The organism is Microbacterium sp. SORGH_AS_1204, from assembly GCF_030818935.1.
Taxonomy (GTDB): domain Bacteria; phylum Actinomycetota; class Actinomycetes; order Actinomycetales; family Microbacteriaceae; genus Microbacterium.
Genome location: NZ_JAUTBD010000001.1, coordinates 3,548,064 through 3,564,936, shown reverse-complemented (window position 1 = coordinate 3,564,936; position 16,873 = coordinate 3,548,064). Strand labels below are relative to the sequence as shown.

At 66.3% G+C, this 16,873-nt stretch carries 16 protein-coding genes and 2 tRNA genes; 10 read left to right on the top strand and 8 right to left on the bottom strand.

The features are described from left to right. Nucleotides 1-1,667: 1,667 nt before the first annotated feature. Genes rsmG through rpmH form a run of 6 tightly spaced genes read right to left on the bottom strand, consistent with a single transcriptional unit; the run spans nt 1,668 to nt 4,734 of the window. On the bottom strand, nt 1,668-2,297 hold the full coding sequence (rsmG, locus tag QE410_RS16470; RefSeq protein ID WP_307333993.1) for a 16S rRNA (guanine(527)-N(7))-methyltransferase RsmG: 630 nt from the start codon (nt 2,295-2,297) through the stop codon (nt 1,668-1,670). A gap of 7 nt (nt 2,298-2,304) precedes the next feature. Further along, entirely contained in the window at nt 2,305-2,808 is a 504-nt protein-coding gene (locus QE410_RS16465) for a R3H domain-containing nucleic acid-binding protein (RefSeq protein ID WP_307333991.1), read from the bottom strand. A 15-nt stretch (nt 2,809-2,823) separates the two neighbouring features. Further along, nucleotides 2,824-3,897: a membrane protein insertase YidC gene (gene yidC, locus QE410_RS16460; protein WP_373459384.1), complete on the bottom strand. Its 1,074-nt coding sequence runs from the start codon at nt 3,895-3,897 to the stop codon at nt 2,824-2,826. Then, a complete protein-coding gene (gene yidD, locus QE410_RS16455) occupies nt 3,897-4,253 on the bottom strand; it encodes a membrane protein insertion efficiency factor YidD (protein WP_373459356.1) in 357 nt (118 codons plus the stop codon). Before yidD ends, yidC begins: the two co-directional genes overlap by 1 nt. Continuing rightward, complete coding sequence (rnpA, locus tag QE410_RS16450) at nt 4,250-4,588, bottom strand: ribonuclease P protein component (RefSeq protein ID WP_307333987.1); 339 nt, start codon at nt 4,586-4,588, stop codon at nt 4,250-4,252. The genes yidD and rnpA overlap by 4 nt, the downstream gene beginning before the upstream one ends. 8 nt (nt 4,589-4,596) lie before the next feature. Next, complete coding sequence (rpmH, locus tag QE410_RS16445) at nt 4,597-4,734, bottom strand: 50S ribosomal protein L34 (protein WP_055952712.1); 138 nt, start codon at nt 4,732-4,734, stop codon at nt 4,597-4,599. Nucleotides 4,735-5,028: 294 nt separating this feature from the next. On the opposite strand from rpmH, the gene dnaA reads away from it, so the two are divergent. The 10 genes from dnaA (at nt 5,029) to QE410_RS16395 (ending at nt 15,727) form a co-directional block, all read left to right on the top strand. Continuing rightward, nucleotides 5,029-6,456 (top strand): chromosomal replication initiator protein DnaA, encoded by a 1,428-nt coding sequence (gene dnaA, locus QE410_RS16440; RefSeq protein ID WP_307333983.1) that lies wholly within the window; start codon nt 5,029-5,031, stop codon nt 6,454-6,456. A 450-nt stretch (nt 6,457-6,906) separates the two neighbouring features. Continuing rightward, on the top strand, nt 6,907-8,058 hold the full coding sequence (gene dnaN, locus QE410_RS16435) for a DNA polymerase III subunit beta (protein WP_154923817.1): 1,152 nt from the start codon (nt 6,907-6,909) through the stop codon (nt 8,056-8,058). A 46-nt stretch (nt 8,059-8,104) separates the two neighbouring features. After that, nucleotides 8,105-9,259 (top strand): DNA replication/repair protein RecF, encoded by a 1,155-nt coding sequence (gene recF / locus QE410_RS16430; protein WP_307333980.1) that lies wholly within the window; start codon nt 8,105-8,107, stop codon nt 9,257-9,259. After that, a complete protein-coding gene (locus QE410_RS16425) occupies nt 9,252-9,740 on the top strand; it encodes a DUF721 domain-containing protein (protein ID WP_307333978.1) in 489 nt (162 codons plus the stop codon). Before recF ends, QE410_RS16425 begins: the two co-directional genes overlap by 8 nt. 120 nt (nt 9,741-9,860) lie before the next feature. Further along, the gene (gene gyrB, locus QE410_RS16420) at nt 9,861-11,897 is read left to right on the top strand and encodes a DNA topoisomerase (ATP-hydrolyzing) subunit B (protein ID WP_307333976.1); all 2,037 of its coding nucleotides are present in this window, start codon (nt 9,861-9,863) and stop codon (nt 11,895-11,897) included. Nucleotides 11,898-11,951: 54 nt separating this feature from the next. Continuing rightward, complete coding sequence (gyrA, locus tag QE410_RS16415; protein ID WP_307333974.1) at nt 11,952-14,582, top strand: DNA gyrase subunit A; 2,631 nt, start codon at nt 11,952-11,954, stop codon at nt 14,580-14,582. Further along, entirely contained in the window at nt 14,579-14,980 is a 402-nt protein-coding gene (locus QE410_RS16410) for a DUF3566 domain-containing protein (protein WP_307333972.1), read from the top strand. The genes gyrA and QE410_RS16410 overlap by 4 nt, the downstream gene beginning before the upstream one ends. Nucleotides 14,981-15,045: 65 nt before the next feature. Beyond that, nucleotides 15,046-15,119 (top strand) — tRNA-Ile (locus tag QE410_RS16405). Between the two features lie 13 nt (nt 15,120-15,132). Continuing rightward, nucleotides 15,133-15,205, top strand: a tRNA-Ala gene (locus QE410_RS16400). Between the two features lie 93 nt (nt 15,206-15,298). Next, nucleotides 15,299-15,727 (top strand): NUDIX hydrolase, encoded by a 429-nt coding sequence (locus QE410_RS16395; RefSeq protein ID WP_307333971.1) that lies wholly within the window; start codon nt 15,299-15,301, stop codon nt 15,725-15,727. A 6-nt stretch (nt 15,728-15,733) separates the two neighbouring features. Here the strand turns inward: QE410_RS16395 and QE410_RS16390 are convergent, their stop codons facing one another. Both QE410_RS16390 and QE410_RS16385 read right to left on the bottom strand, forming a co-directional pair. Continuing rightward, entirely contained in the window at nt 15,734-16,207 is a 474-nt protein-coding gene (locus QE410_RS16390) for an aminoacyl-tRNA deacylase (RefSeq protein ID WP_307333969.1), read from the bottom strand. Next, nucleotides 16,204-16,776 carry a DNA helicase gene (locus QE410_RS16385; RefSeq protein WP_307333967.1) on the bottom strand — a complete coding sequence of 191 codons (573 nt, stop codon included), beginning with the start codon at nt 16,774-16,776 and terminating at the stop codon, nt 16,204-16,206. Before QE410_RS16385 ends, QE410_RS16390 begins: the two co-directional genes overlap by 4 nt. Nucleotides 16,777-16,873: the final 97 nt, after the last annotated feature.

Below are 16,873 nucleotides of genomic sequence, written 5' to 3'. Positions count from 1 at the left end.
TCAGGCCGGGATGCTGCCACGCGCCTTATCGTCCACACTCTACGCGACGAGCCCACACGGAGATGAACGCAGGGGACGCGGACTGCGACGGGTAGCACCGGGAGGTCGGCCCAATCAACGCGCACCGGAGGGAGACCTGAGCGCCTGTCGCGAGCGCGACAATCCGCGTCGTGGGTGCGACCAGCGCCGTCGTAGGTGAAACCGCCAGATTGTCGCTGCGGCCAATTTAAGGGTGCGTGCCGGCAGCCGTCCGGTGGGTGTGAGCAGCTGAGCGCCTGATACGCGGGCGACCCAGGCGCCACTGCTGCCAGCCCCGTCGATGGACGCACCAGACCCACCGCCACTGTGACCGGCTGCGTCCCCCCACGGCGCAGCCAGGCACTTCGTAAGTGCGAGCATTTCCGTCGCGAGTGCGACCAGCCCCGTCGCAGGGGGAATCGCCCCGTCATGACCGCCATCAGCCCCGTTGCAGGAGGAATCACCCCGTCGTCATCAGGACCAGCCCCGTCGCAGAAGGGAATCGCTCCGTCGTCACCACGACCAGCCTCGTCGTGGGTTCGGGGGGCCACGTCGTGAGGCAAGAGGCCACATGACGCACTTCTGCGCACTTTCGGTCCCGGCCACTCGTGGCGTCGCTCCAACCCCAGCCCGGCGGTGGCCTTTCCCATCGTGATCGTCCGCGCTAGACCAAGCGAAACCCGTAGGCGGTAACGCCTTGGGGTCACGCGCAGCTCGACACTTCCTGACCCGCAGAATGGAACGAGGCTGCGGAATCCCCCCAGGTCAGCTACCGCCGCGTGCGACCGTGCATGCGCGGAGACAGCGTGCATGACCACACCGATATATGGCAGGGCGCTGATTCCCTTCCGCAACCGATCAGCTCGCGAGGGGAGAGCGACTCCACCGCCTCCGTTTCACGTGAAACGTTTTGTGGTCGACTACTTTGTGAGCGTCCACACTCGCGTTGCCTACGAGAATGTGTCTGAGCCCGTCTACGCTTCACCAGAGCGCTGACGTCGTATGTCCTCGCCGTAGTCCACCTGTGGACTGGTCGACGCGCTCACCTCACGTTCTGAGGCCGCGCCCGCAAGGTCGTCTCGTTCCCACCCGTGTGTCGCTCTACCGGTCCCCGCCCAGCGGACGCGTACTGGCCGGAGCCATCCGCCTCTCCGAACCGTCACAGAGATCCCCCGAGGCGATGGACCACCCCGAGCCACTGTGGGGCTGAGCAACCGCAGTCGGTGTCTCCGTCTCGCCGCGACACCAGGAAACTATTCCGCACGTGAAGTCTCCCCGGCGGCCCGTTCTCGATGGTCGTCGACGGACGAGCCACTGGAAAGAGTCCGCGTGGCACTCGAAGAAGAGCGCCAGCGACGCCACGGTACCCGCCTGCTCATCGAGATATATCGCGAGTGAGCGCTGGCATCCTGAAACGGGAAGTCACGTTCGCACGTCGTCGCCGCAGACCGCAGGCGCCTCCCGACCGTCAGTACGCAAGACCGCAGCACGACGTCGAGACGGTTATCAGCCATTCGCGGGCACCGTTCGGCAGATCGGATCGCAGGCGCCTCCCGACCGTCAGTGCGCGACACGCGCAACGTCGAGACGGCGATCAGCCGTTCGCGGTTCCGTTCGACGAACTGGTTCTCAATGTACACATGCCCATGTCACCGAGACAGCGTCGCAAGGAACACCCGCGTCGGCTCGTCGAGCACCCCTTCACCGACGATCTCGACCGATACGTCCTGCAGGCCGTATGTACGGATCTGCTTCGCGGCCGCGTCGATCTCACCGGCGACGTTGGCACCCTTCAAGAAGACGAGGCGACCACCGGGGCGAACCAGGGGAGCGGTGAACGGCAATAGCGTGCGCAGCGCGCTCACCGCCCGAGCAGTGGCGACATCGAACACGCGCCCCCGTGACCACTCCTCCCCACGCATCCGCTCGACGGTGACATTGTCGAGTTCGAGGTCGGAGACCTGTTCCGTGAGCCACGCGGTCCGCCGCTCCATCGGCTCGATCAGCGTCCACTCGACATCGGGTCGGGCGATGGCGAGGACGAGCCCCGGCAAGCCCGCACCCGAGCCCACGTCGACCGCCGAGCCCGCGAAGTACGGGGCCGCGATCGCACTGTTCAGGATGTGCCGCGTCCATAGCCGCGGGAGCTCCAGCGGACCGATGAGGCCACGTTCTTCGCCGTGAGCGGCGAGATTGGCGGTGAACCGCCGCGCCGTCTCGATGCGGTCAGCGAAGAGCTGGGCTGCCGCGACGGGCTCCGCTTCGAGCTGTTCCGGCATCCGTCTCTCAGCCACGACGCAGCACGGTGTGCCGGTCGGCGCCCTCGCCGAACGACTCCGACGTGTAGCCGCGATCCGCCGCGATGTCATGCACCAGCTTGCGCTCGTAGCTCGACATCGCCGGCAGCGACGCCTGGGAGGCGCCCTCGTCGAGGCGTGCGATGGCGCGGTCTACCAGCGTCTCGAGCTGACGCTGCCGCGCATCGCGGGAACCGCCGATGTCGAGAATGAGGCGCGAGAACCGACCGGTCGAGTTCTGCACCGCCAGACGCGTGAGCTCCTGGAGCGCCTGCACCGTGTCAGGGTGCGAGATGCTCGACAGCGACTCGACGTCATCGGCCTCGACAGACACGTACGCGCGACCCGCGCGCACGTCCATGGCGAGATCGCCGTCGATGTCGGCGATGTCGAGCAACCCCTCGAGATAGTCGGCGGCGATGTCGCCTTCTTGCTCGAGCTGCTCTTCGGTGGCGGCGGTCTGCTCGGGGGCGATCTGATCGGACGTCGTCATCGTTGTCTCCGGAGGTCAGGAGGCGGGCGTGGAACCGGAAGCGCCGGCGGATCCGCCCGCCGCACCGGTGTTCTTGGTGGACTGCTTCTTGGCCCGCTGTTTGCCGACGGGCTGCTGGCGCTTGGGCGCGGCCGCGCGCGCACGCTCGGCCTCCTCGAGCAGACGCCGCTGCTCCGCCTGGTACTTCTCCATCGGCACGACCTTGCCCGAGGAGTCGATCGCCTTGCCCTTACGGGCGAGACGTTCTTCGCGTGCCTTGGCCGCGTCCGAACCGGGAGTCGGCATCTCGCGGATGACGATGAACTGCTGCACCATCGTCCACAGGTTGCTGACGAACCAGTAGATGACGACACCGAGCGGGAAGAACACACCCGAGAAGATGAAGGCCAGCGGCAGGATGTAGAGCATGATCTTCTGCATCTGATACGCCTGACCGGTCTTGGCCTCGGGCGACAGGTTCTTCGAGATGATCTGCAGCTGGGTGAAGAACTGCGACGCGATCATGAGCACGACGAGCGTCAGCAGGATCGCGACGGTGATCTGACCGTCGGGCTGCCCCCACGCGGTCACGAGGTTGACGTGCATGGATGCCACGTCGAACAGGCGAGCGTCGTAGAACTCACGCGTCAGCTCGGGCGTCAGCAGGCCCACGCCACCCTGATTGTTGGTCGCGTGCTTCGCGACGTCGTTCAGCACGCTGAACAGGGCGAAGAAGATCGGCATCTGCACAAGCAGCGGCAGGCAGCTCGAGACGGGCGTGGTGCCGTGCTTCTTGTACAGCGCCATGGTCTCGCGGCTCATGGCCTCGCGAGACAGTTGGTCTTTCTTGCCCCGGTACTTCTCCTGCACCTTGCGCAGTTCCGGAGCGATCTCCATCATCTTGCGCTGGCTCTTGATCTGCTTGACGAAGAGCGGGATCAGCGCGGCGCGGACGATGAGCACCAGGCCGACGATCGAGAGCACCCACGTCAGGCCGGCCGCGGGGGGCATGCCGAGCGCGGTGAAGAGGGAGTGCCACCCCACGAGCACGAGCTCGACCGCCCATTTCAGCGGCCAGAGGATGGTCCCAATGAGATCGAATGGCACGATCAGTCCTTTCGGGCGGGCACGACGAATCCGTGCCGAGTGAGTTCGTGACGGAAGGCCCGGTGAGGACGGACGTCGTCGATGCCACCCTGAGCCCAGGGATGACACCGTGCGAGACGGGCGGCGGTGTACGCGACGCCCTTCACGAGTCCGTGCTGCTGCACGGCGCCCACCGAATAGGCGGAGCACGAGGGGTAGTACTTGCACACGTCGCCGTAGACGTGCGAGATGGTGGCCCGGTAGGCGTGCAGGAGAGCGAGCCCCGCGTTCCGGGGGAGAAGGGGAACGGACGCCCACATCGCATCGGCCGAGAACCGGCCGTGCCCCGTGGCCGAGGTCGGCAGCGTCGAGGTGCTCATGCCGACGCCTTCCGTTCGAGGCATCTCACCACGTCGGCACGGAGGGTGGCGTAGTCCGCTGTGGCGGCCGAGGGGAGTGCACGGATGACGATCGAGGCGCCCCCGCGAATCGACGGGAGCGCCTCGGCGCACACCGCCTTGAGGCGGCGGCGAATGGTGTTGCGGGTGACGGCGGAGCCGACCTGTCGGCTCACGATGAAGCCGAACCGCGGTGCATCGGTGTCAGCCGACCTTCCGACATAGGTCACGGTGTGCGCTCCGGCACAGCGAGAGCCCCGTCGGACGGTGGCTTTGTAATCCGATCCGCGGGTGAGTCGGTTCGGCTTCGCGAGCACCGGGTCTGTCAGGCCGAGAGCTCGGTGCGACCCTTGGCGCGACGCGCCGAGAGGATGCCGCGGCCGGCACGCGTGCGCATGCGGGCGCGGAAGCCGTGCTTCTTGGCGCGGCGGCGGTTGTTGGGCTGGAAGGTGCGCTTGCTCATGGGTCACTCCGGAGGTGGTGTCGCCCGATGCTCTTCTGCCGGGGACGGGGTCGGGACTGCCGTATAGGCATAAGTCAACCGACTAAGGCTACGTCGTGCGCGGCGTTAACTCAAACCGGGAAGCCGACCGCTCATTATCCCCAGGTGTTGTCCACAAGCGTGGCAAAGACACGCGACCGGGTCTTACAGTGGATTTTGCTCCGCGAGAGCCGCGAACTAGCGTGGCCCCGGAAGTTATCCACAGGTTCGGCGCGACTCGTCGATCACCCGTCGCGTCTAGATCCCGGAGGGGATATGTCTTTGCACGAAGTACCGGATGTACCTGTCTGGTCGGCCGTGCTGGACCATCTTCTCACCGATGACCGCGTCACCCCGCAGCTGCACGGCTTCCTGAATCTGGCGGTTCCGCAAGGCGTCATGGGCGGCACCCTGTACCTCGACGTTCCCAACGACCTCACCGCGGCGCAGTTCAACAAGCGCATGCGCGCACCCATCCTCGAAGCGCTGGCGCAGGTGCAGGGCAGCGACCCCGAGATCGGAACCTTCCGCGTCGTCGTCAATCCCGACATCGTCGAATCCCCCCGCGAGCCGATCGGCCCTGCCGGCGATCGCCCTCCGTTGGCTCCCGCGATCACCGTGCACTCCGCCGTCAGCGATCACACTCCGGAACCGATCGTCCCCGCGTCCCGCAACGACACGCGCCTCAATCCGAAGTACACCTTCGACAACTTCGTCATCGGCCAGTCCAACCGCTTCGCACACGCCGCAGCAGTCGCGGTCGCCGAAGCCCCGGCCAAGGCGTACAACCCCCTGTTCATCTACGGCGACTCCGGCCTCGGCAAGACGCACCTCCTCCACGCCATCGGCGACTACGCGGCGAGCATGTACGCCGGCATCCGCGTGCGTTACGTCTCGAGCGAGGAGTTCACGAACGACTTCATCAACTCGATCGCGAACAACCGCGGTTCGGCCTTCCAGGCTCGTTATCGCGACGTCGACATCCTCCTCATCGACGACATCCAGTTCCTGCAGGGTCGAGCCGAAACGCAGGAAGCCTTCTTCCACACCTTCAACACGCTTCACGACCACGACAAGCAGGTCGTGATCACCAGCGACCTGCCCCCGAAACAGCTGACCGGCTTCGAGGACCGCATGCGCAGCCGCTTCGAGTGGGGTCTGATCACCGATGTCCAGGCCCCCGACCTCGAGACCCGCATCGCGATCCTCCGCAAGAAGGCGCAGAGCGAAAGACTCCTCATTCCCGACGACGTCCTGGAGTACATCGCCACGGTGGTCTCGTCGAACATCCGCGAGCTCGAGGGGGCGCTCATCCGCGTATCGGCGTTCGCGAGCTTGAACCGCTCCACCCTCGACATGTCGCTCGCGCAGACGGTGTTGCGCGACATCATCGACCAAGACGACGCCAACGTCATCTCACCGACCGACATCATCACGGCGACGGCCCAGTACTTCAAGCTGTCGGTCGACGACCTGTACGGCTCGAGCCGCTCTCAGGCGGTGGCGACCGCGCGCCAGATCGCGATGTACCTCTGCCGTGAGCGCACCAGCCTGTCGTTGCCCAAGATCGGGCAGCTGTTCGGCAACCGCGATCACACCACTGTCATGTACGCCTACAAAAAGATCAGCGACCTCATGAAGGAGCGCCGATCGATCTTCAACCAGGTCTCCGAGATCACGAGCCAACTGGGGCGAATGCGCTGAGCGCCGTTCTCCCGAAGGGTCCCTCCATTTCCATGGAGCGGACCCTTTTCGCGTTTTCGCCCGCTGATCAGGCATACATGGCCGCACACGGAGGGTTTTTGACCCGGTTCTACACAGTGTGGAAAACCTGTGGATAACTCCAATTTCCTGCGGATGGGCTGTGTACGGATGCGTTAACGCTGTGGAGGAGCGGCTCGACACCCTCCGGCCGAGCCGCGTTAACACCACAGGCTCTCCGCAACCCGTCCACAGTTAACAGACGCCCGCATCCCTGCTGTTAACACGCGTGTCGAGAGTTATCCACAGTTCCCACAGCGGTTAACAAGATGAACACTCCAACTCATCGTTAAGGGAGATTCGATGACCTTGCCGTGCCGGCAGCGCTCGACGTGCCCGCTCCGAAGGGGGCACTAGCATGGGTAAGCCATACCCGCCGTCAAGGGAGCACCCGTGAAGTTCCACGTCAATCGCGATGTGTTCAGCGAAGCCGTCTCGTTCGTGGTCAAGCTCCTGCCCCAGCGCAACCCGCAGCCGATCCTGGCCGGTGTACTGATCGAAGCCGGAGAACAGGGCCTCACCCTCGCCGCCTTCGACTACGAGGCGTCCGCCCGCACCACGATCGAAGCGACGGTCGACGAGCCGGGCACGATCCTCGTCCACGGCCGACTCCTCAGCGACATCGCCAGCCGGCTGCCGAATGCGCCCATCCAGATCGCGGTGGACGATGATGGCGGCATCCTGCTCACGTGCGGTTCCGCACGATTCACCCTGGCCTCCATGCCCGTGCAGGAATACCCGGCCATCCCCGAGGTGACGGGGGAGTCCGGTCTCGTCCCCGCCGACGAGTTCGCCACCGCGATCGCGCAGGTGGCCTTCGCAGCCTCCCGTGACGACGTCACGCCCGTCCTCACCGGTGTGCAGCTCGAAGTCACCGGCACCCAGCTCAGCCTCGTCGCCACTGACCGCTACCGCGTCGCACTGCGCGAGATCCCGTGGGATGGTGGGGCTGCGGCATCCGATGAGCCCACATCGGCCCTCGTCCCCGCTCGCACCCTGCAGGAGGTCGGCAAGACCTTTGCGCACGGCGGCGACATCTCCATCGCCTTCTCCGGTTCGGGCGACCGCGAGATCATCGCCTTCTCGTCGGGCAACAAGACGGTCACGTCGCTGCTCATCAAGGGAAATTTCCCGCCGGTGCGTCGACTGTTCCCCGCTCAGACCGAGCACCACAGCGTCGTGAACACCGCCGAACTCGCCGAAGCCGTGCGCCGCGTCGCGCTCGTGCTCGATCGCTCGGCTCCGCTGCGGTTCACCTTCGGCCCCGACGGCGTCTCGATGGACGCCTCCGGTACGGAGCAGGCGCGCGCGACGGAATCCGTCGATGCGACGCTCGTGGGCGATGAGGTGACCCTCGGGCTCAACCCGCAGTATCTGCTCGAATCGCTCGGAGCGGTGCGCAGCGAGTTCACGCGCATCACCTTCACCTCGAGCGACAACGCGAACAAGCTCAGCCCCGTGCTGGTGACGCCGCAGACCTCGGTCGACAAGGGCGGCGAAGGCTCGTTCAAGTACCTGCTGCAGCCCAACCTGCTCCTGCGCTGAGTCGTCGTCCGGCCGCCGTGTCGGAGGTGCCGGGTAGTCTGACTCGGTGATCGTGGAGCAGCTCGGACTGAAGGACTTCCGCAATTACGCGGGCGCCGACGTCTCGCTCTCCGCAGGTGCCAACGTCTTCGTCGGACGCAACGGTCAGGGCAAAACCAACCTCGTCGAAGCGGTGGCCTACCTGGCCACGCTCGGATCGCACCGGGTCTCCAGCGATGCGCCGCTGGTCCGCGACGGAACGGATGCCGCGATCGTCCGCGCGCGGCTCGCCCACGGTGAGCGCAGCGTGTTGCTCGAACTGCAACTCAACCGCCAAGGTGCGAACAAGGCCCGGGTCAACGGGGTGAACGTGCGCACATCCGAGCTCCCGCGATACGCACAGGTCGTGCTGTTCGCCCCGGAGGACCTGCAGATCGTTCGCGGCGACCCCTCTGCCCGTCGCCGCTTCGCCGATCAGCTGATCGTGCAGCGCACGCCCCGCATGGCTGCCGTGCTGGGGGACTACGACCGCGTCCTGCGTCAACGCAGTGCGCTGTTGAAGTCGGCCCGGGCCCGAGGGCTGCGAGGGGACGCGCTCAGCACTCTCGACGTGTGGGACGACAAGCTCATCACCCTCGGTACAGAGGTAATCGAGGCGCGGCTGGCGTTGGCATCCGATCTCTCCCTGCCCGTCGCGCGCGCCTACGCCGCCATCGCGGGCGCCGATCACGAACCACGGTTGTCCTGGGCGATGTCGGTGGGGGGTGGAGATCCCGAAGAAGGGGATTCCGCGGCCGCGGGGCGTTCGTCGGCGCCCCTGTCCGAGCAGTTCCGCGCGGCACTCGCCGCCCGACGCTCGGCGGAGCTCGAGCGCGGGTTGACGCTGGTCGGCCCGCACCGCGACGACCTCGTTCTCGAGGTGCGCGGTCTGCCGGTGAAGGGGTACGCGTCGCACGGGGAATCGTGGTCCGTCGCACTGGCCCTGCGGCTGGCATCCGCAGAGCTTTTGCGCGCCGAATCGCGGCTGGGTGATCCCGTGCTCATCCTCGACGACGTCTTCGCCGAGCTCGACGCCGGCCGGCGAGCACGGCTCGCGGAGCTCGCGGGAGGGTACGAGCAGGTCATCGTGACCTCCGCGGTCGAAGAAGACGTGCCCGACGCGTTGCGTGCACACGTCGTGAGGGTCGAGGCGGGGCGCATCGAGGAGCCGCACGATGACTGACGAACCGGAGCTCCCCGAGACGATGTCGACCTATCTGCGCCTGCGGGGTCTCGAGCCGTCGCCGTATCGGAAGAAGAAGCGTCGTCGGCGCACAGACGACGGTGACAACGCCCCCTTCAGCCCCGGCCGCGACCCGCGCGGACTCGGCGACGTGCTCTCGGCCCTCACGCAGTCCGCCGGGTGGGAGCCTCAGCTGTCGCGGGAAGACCTCGTGCGCACGTGGGACGAGGTGGCGGGGTCCGACACGGCCGCCCACACCCGACCGGTGGCCCTGGATGCCGGCGTCCTCACCGTTCAGGCCGACTCGACGGCATGGGCCAAGCAGCTGCAGCTCATGAGGGCTCACATCCTGTCGGAGATCATCAGACGATTCCCCGAAGCGGGGGTGGAGGCCATCCGCTTCGTCGGACCCGACGTCCCCTCTTGGAAATGGGGGCCCAGAGCCGTTCCAGGCCGTGGTCCGCGCGATACCTACGGCTAGGACACGGTCGGTCACGGTACGGCGCGATTTCTCCCCGCATTGAGCCGCACACACCGTCTCGAGAGGCCCGGCGCGATAAGATGGAGGTTCCGACGAACCGATTCTGGAGCGCACGTACTCATGACGTCCGAAAACCCCGACAGCGTTTCCGAGGAACCCGAAGCGAACTCCTCCGCGAAGGTTCCCAACGAGTACGGGGCAGACGCCATCCAGGTGCTCGAGGGGCTCGAGGCCGTCCGCAAGCGCCCCGGCATGTACATCGGCTCGACCGGTGAGCGCGGTCTGCACCACCTCGTTCAAGAGATCGTCGACAACTCCGTCGACGAGGCCCTCGCCGGCTATTGCGACACGATCGACGTCACGATCCTCAGCGACGGCGCCGTCCGCGTGATCGACAACGGCCGTGGCATCCCCGTCGACATGCACCGCACCGAGGGCAAGTCGACCGTCGAGGTCGTGCTCACCGTGTTGCACGCCGGAGGCAAGTTCGGCGGCGGCGGTTACGCGGTCTCGGGTGGTCTGCACGGCGTGGGCTCGTCGGTCGTGAACGCTCTGTCGACCCGACTCGAGGTCGAGGTGCAGCGCCAGGGGCATGTGTGGCGCCAGTCGTTCCGCAACGGCGGCGTGCCGCTCGCTCCGCTCGAGAAGGGCGAGGCGAGCGAGAAGACGGGAACGTCGATCACGTTCTGGCCGGATGCCACCATCTTCGACACGATCGACTTCGACTACGACACACTGCGCACGCGCTTCCAGCAGATGGCCTTCCTCAACAAGGGGCTGCGCCTCAGCCTTCGCGACGAGCGTCCGCAGTCGGTCGTGACCGAGGGCGAGCCCGGCGAAGAGGTCACCGAGGCCCGCCACGATTCGTTCCTGTACGAGCGCGGGCTGGTCGACTACGTCGAGCACCTCAATCGCGTGCGCAAGGCCGACGTCGTCAACGACGAGATCATCGAGGTCGAGTCGGAGGACACCGAGCGCAAGATCGCGCTCGAGCTGGCGATGCAGTGGACGACGGCATACACCGAGAACGTCTTCACCTACGCCAACACGATCAACACGCACGAGGGCGGAACGCACGAAGAGGGCTTCCGCGCCGCGCTGACGACGCTCGTCAACCGCTACGCGCGGGCGAACAACCTCCTCAAAGAGAAAGACGACAACCTCACCGGTGATGACATCCGCGAGGGTCTCACCGCGGTCATCTCCGTCAAGCTCTCGGAGCCGCAGTTCGAGGGACAGACCAAGACGAAACTGGGCAACACCGAGGCCCGCGCATTCGTGCAGAAGGTCGTCGGCGACAAGCTCGGCGATTGGTTCGACCGCAACCCGGGCCAGGCCAAGAACATCATTCGGAAGGCGATCGACGCCGCGACCGCTCGTCTGGCCGCCCGCAAGGCGCGCGAGACCGCCCGCCGCAAGAGCGTCTTCGAGTCGGCGGCCATGCCCGACAAGCTGAAGGACTGCACGTCGAAAGACCCCTCGATCAGCGAGATCTTCCTCGTCGAGGGTGACTCGGCCGGCGGTTCCGCCGTGCAGGGGCGTGACCCGCACACCCAGGCGATCCTGGCCTTGCGCGGCAAGATCCTCAACGTCGAGCGTGCGCGCCTCGACCGCGCGCTGGGCAACAAAGAAGTGCAGGCGATGATCCAGGCCTTCGGCACGGGCATCGGCGAAGACTTCGACATGGCCAAGGCCAGATACCACAAGATCGTTCTGATGGCCGATGCCGATGTCGACGGCCAGCACATCACGACGCTGCTGCTCACGCTGCTGTTCCGCTACATGCGCGGACTCATCGAAGCCGGCTTCGTCTATCTTGCGCAGCCCCCGCTGTACCGCCTGAAGTGGTCGAACCATCCCCACGAGTACGCCTACAGCGACCGAGAGCGCGATGCGCTGCTCGTCGACGGTCAGGCGTCGGGTCGTCGCATCCCGAAAGACAACGGCATCCAGCGCTACAAGGGTCTCGGCGAGATGAACGACCACGAGCTGTGGGAGACCACGATGGACCCGCAGACGCGCACGTTGAAGCAGGTGACCATCGACGACGCGGCCGCGGCCGACGAGATCTTCTCCGTGCTCATGGGAGAAGACGTCGAATCGCGTCGCACGTTCATCCAGCGCAACGCCAAAGACGTCCGCTTCCTCGACATCTGATTCCGTCGCCCAACGGCGACGACGAACGACGACGCACTACGAAACTGAGAACACATGGCTGACGACAGCACGATCGAACCCGACGACGTCCGCGGCGAGCCGGCGCACGACCACGGCAAGATCGACCAGGTCGACCTGCAGCTCGAGATGCAGCGGAGCTACCTCGACTACGCGATGAGCGTGATCGTCGGGCGCGCCCTGCCCGACGTACGCGACGGCCTCAAGCCGGTGCACCGCCGCGTCATCTACGGCATGTACGACGGCGGCTTCCGCCCCGACAAGTCGTTCTCGAAGTGCGCGCGCGTCGTGGGCGAGGTCATGGGGCACTACCACCCGCACGGTGACGCTCCCATCTACGACGCCCTCGTGCGCCTCGTGCAGCCATGGTCGCTGCGTTACCCGCTGGCGCTTGGCCAGGGCAACTTCGGCTCTCCCGGCAACCAGGGAGCCGCCGCGCCTCGCTACACCGAGACCAAGATGGCTCCGCTCGCGCTCGAGATGGTGCGCGACATCGAAGAAGAGACCGTCGACTTCCAAGACAACTACGACGGGCAGACGCAGGAGCCCACGGTCCTGCCGTCGCGGTTCCCCAACCTGCTCGTCAACGGTTCGGTCGGAATCGCCGTCGGTATGGCGACCAACATCCCGCCGCACAACCTGCGGGAGGTCTCGGCCGGCGCCCTATGGGCACTCGAGAACCCGGATGCCACGCGGGAGGAGCTGCTCGAAGCGCTCATGGAGCGCATCCCCGGCCCCGATTTCCCCACGCGCGCGCAGATCCTCGGCACCCGCGGCATCAAAGACGCCTATCGCACCGGTCGCGGCTCGATCACGATGCGCGCCGTGGTCAACATCGAGGAGATTCAGGGTCGAACGTGCCTGGTGATCACCGAGCTGCCGTATCAGGTGAACCCCGACAACGTCGCGGTCAAGATTGGCGATCTGGCCCGCGAGGGCAAGATCACGGGCGTCGCCGACATCCGCGACGAAAGCTCCGGTCGCACCGGTCAGCGTCTCGTCGTCGTGCTCAAGCGCGACGCGGTGGCGAAGGTCGTGCTGAACAACCTCTACAAGCACACGCAGCTGCAAGAGAACTTCGGCGCCAACATGCTGGCGATCGTCGACGGCGTTCCGCGCACGCTGTCGCTCGACGGCTTCATCAGCCTGTGGATCGATCACCAGATCGAGGTCATCGTCCGCCGCACGCGGTATCGCCTGCGCAAGGCCGAAGAGCGCATGCACATCCTGCGCGGCTACCTCAAGGCGCTCGACGCCCTCGATGAGGTCATCGCGCTCATCCGCCGGTCGCCGACGGCTCAGGATGCCAACGAGGGTCTGCAGAAGCTCCTCGACATCGACGACATCCAGGCGCAGGCCATCCTCGACATGCAGCTGCGCCGTCTCGCGGCGCTCGAGCGGCAGAAGATCGTCGACGAGGCGACCGAGCTCGAAGCCCGCATCGCCGACTACAACGACATCCTGGCCACCCCCGGCCGCCAGCGCACCATCATCCGCGACGAGCTCACGGCGATCACCGACCGCTTCGGCGACGACCGCCGCACTGAGATCCTGCACGGCTTCGACGGCGACGTCTCGATCGAAGACCTCATCGCCGAGGAGGAGATGGTCGTCACGGTCACCCGCGACGGTTACATCAAGCGCACGCGCAGCGACAACTACCGCTCGCAGCACCGCGGCGGCAAGGGCGTGAAGGGTGCGCAGCTGCGCGCCGACGACGTCGTGGAGCACTTCTTCGTCACCACCACGCACCACTGGCTGCTGTTCTTCACGAACAAGGGTCGGGTCTACCGCTCGAAGGCCTATGAGGTCCCCGAGGCGGGGCGCGATGCGAAGGGCCAGCACGTCGCCAACCTCCTTGCGCTCCAGCCCGATGAGGAGATCGCGCAGATCCTCGACATCCGCGACTACGGCGTATCGACGTACCTCGTGCTCGCCACCCGTGGCGGTCTGGTGAAGAAGACGCGCCTCTCCGAGTACGACACCAACCGGCAGGGCGGCGTCATCGCCATCAAGCTCCGTGGTCAGGCGGCGGACGACGGCGACGAGAGCGAGCCGGGCGCCGCCGACGAACTGGTGAGCGCGCTCCTCGTGGACGAGGGCGATGACATCCTCCTGATCAGTCGTCTCGGCATGTCGCTGCGCTTCTCCGCCACCGACAGCGCGCTGCGACCGATGGGCCGATCCACGTCGGGAGTGAAGGGCATGGATTTCCGCGAGGGAGACAGCCTGCTCTCGGCATCCGTCGCCAAGGATGACGAATTCGTCTTCGTCGTGACCGAGGGCGGCTACGCCAAGCGGACCGCCGTCACCGAATACCGCATGCAGAACCGCGGCGGACTGGGCATCAAGGTGGCCCGGCTGACCGAGGATCGCGGTGTCCTCGCCGGCGGAATGATGGTGTCGGAGGGCGACGAGGTTCTCGTGGTTCTTGCCAGTGGCAAGGTGGTACGCTCCTCCGTGGCCGAGGTGCCCGCCAAGGGACGAGACACGATGGGTGTCGTATTCGCCCGCGCCGGTGGCGACGATCGCATCATCGCGATTGCCCGCAACGCCGAGCGGAACCTGGCCGAGACGACGGAGACGACCACGGAGCCCACCGCATCCCCCGCGGTCGAGGCCGATGACTCCGCCCCCGAGACCACCGAGGAAAGTACTGACGCATGAGCACGGTAGCTGACAAGCTGGCGAAGAAGTCGACGCACAAGACCCCGGCCAAGCAGGTGCGACTGCGCCTGGTCTACATCGACTTCTGGTCGGCCGTGAAGCTGTCGTTCCTGGCGGCCGTGGCCCTGGCCATCGTCACGGTCGTGTCGTACTTCCTTCTGTATCTGGTGGTCGCGGCGACACTGCTGCCCCGTCTGGACGAGTTCTTCACGAGCTTCACCGACGGAAGCGCCACCCTGTCGCAGTACGTCGGCCTGCCGCAGGTCATGGCGTTCGCGGCGATCATCGCGATCCTGAACCTCGTCGTGGTCACCGTTCTCGGTGCCGTGATGGCCGGGATCTACAACCTCGCGGTCAAGGTGACGGGCGGCCTGCTGGTCGGTTTCACCTCCAACTGACCTCGATTCGTGAAAACCTCAGGATTCCGGTAAAGTCTTCGAGGTTGACATCACGTCAGCGAGACGGGGCTATAGCTCAGGCGGTTAGAGCGCTTCACTGATAATGAAGAGGTCCCAGGTTCAAGTCCTGGTAGCCCCACCCCTTCCCTCGCGGGGCCTTAGCTCAGCTGGTAGAGCGCCTGCTTTGCAAGCAGGATGTCAGGAGTTCGAATCTCCTAGGCTCCACAACATCGAGAAGAGCCGGCCTTCGGGCCGGCTCTTCTCGTCTGTGCGATGCGCTCCGGGGCGGCGAGAGCACGGCTTCGCTAGAGTCTGGGCATGGACATGCGGGTGGCCGCGTACGCCGTCATCACCGACGACGACGATCGCGTGCTGCTCGCCCACTGGATCGACGGGCGGCGAGCCGCCTGGACGCTCCCCGGAGGCGGTCTCGAAGCGGGAGAAGACCCCGTCCACGCCGTCCGTCGTGAAGTGCGGGAAGAGACCGGGTTTCGGGTCACGGTCGGTGACCTGCTCGGCATCCATTCGCGGGTCATCCCGGCCGAGGCGCGTCTCTCCGACGACTCGTCGGGACCGTTGCACACGCTGCGGATCGTCTACCGCGCGCGGATCGTCGGCGGCCGCCTCCGCAACGAGACCGATGGGTCGACCGACCGGGCCGAATGGTTCACCCTCCCGGCAGCGCGGAAGGTGCGTCGTGTGCAGCTCGTCGACATCGCCCTGCGCATGGCGGATCTGCGACCGTGACGCCCGTCAGGCGCGGTCTGCGGTGATGTCCGCCACGACGGCGTCATAGGCGGAGATCAGGTCGTCCGCGTCGACGAAGAGACTGTAGCCGTGCGCGCCGGCGCCCATGGCGATCCTGGTACCCACGATGCGTTCGTCGGCGTACACGGGCCAGGCGGTCTTACTGCCGATCGGAACGATGGTGCCACGCTCGTATCCCGTGGCCGCGAGAGCGAGCTCGGGTTCGGGCAGGCGCAGCTTGTTGACGCCGACCACGGCGCGCAGCTTGGGCCACGAGATCGCACGATCACCGGGCACGAGTGCGAACAGGTACGTGTCGTCAGACCGCTTGACCACGAGGGTCTTCACGATGGATGCCGGTGCGATGCCGAGCACCTGCGCCGCCTCGTCAAGGCTCGACGCCGCGGGGCGCTCGCGCACATCGACAGAGAGGCCGCGCTCGCGCGCGGCCTCTCGGACTCTGATGGTGGGGTCGCTCACGCGTCCGGCGCGCGCAGCGGGTCGTCGGCCACCCACAGCTCGTCGTCGGCCCGCAGCGTCTGCCACGCCGCGTAGGCGACACCGGCGGCTGCCACGACGCCGAGGACGATGGCGATCACGCCACCGGCACCGATGCCGTCGTGCTGCGACGGGAGCTTCTTAGCGAGACGCTTCGACGCCTGCTTGCCGTACTTCTCGGCGCGCTTGGCGTACTTCTGGGTGTCGAGCTCGAAGCCCTTGCCCTTGGCGAGGCGGTCACGGGTGTCGCCCGCGGCGTCCCACACCGACAGCGCGCCGCCGACGACCGCACCGGCGGCCGGGACGACCTTGTGGCTGAGGAAGTGGTTGCTGTACTTCACGCCCTTGTCGACGTACGGCGCGGCGTACTTGCTGTAGCCGTCGTGCACGGCGGGGACGAGATCTTCGCGGCTGAAGCGACCGAGCTGGTGGCCGGCTTCGCGAGCGACCTTCCCGCTCTCGCCCAGCAGCACCTGCTGCGACTCCCACACCTTCGCGGCGTGCTTCTGGAGCTTGCGCAGTTCCTTCTTGCTCTTGCGGCTGAGGCCCACGGCTCATCCTCCCTGTCGATGGGATGTACGTCCGTTCATCTTGCCAGAACGGCCCGCCGGCGCCGCCGACCCTTGCAGATAACTCTGAGAGAATGTA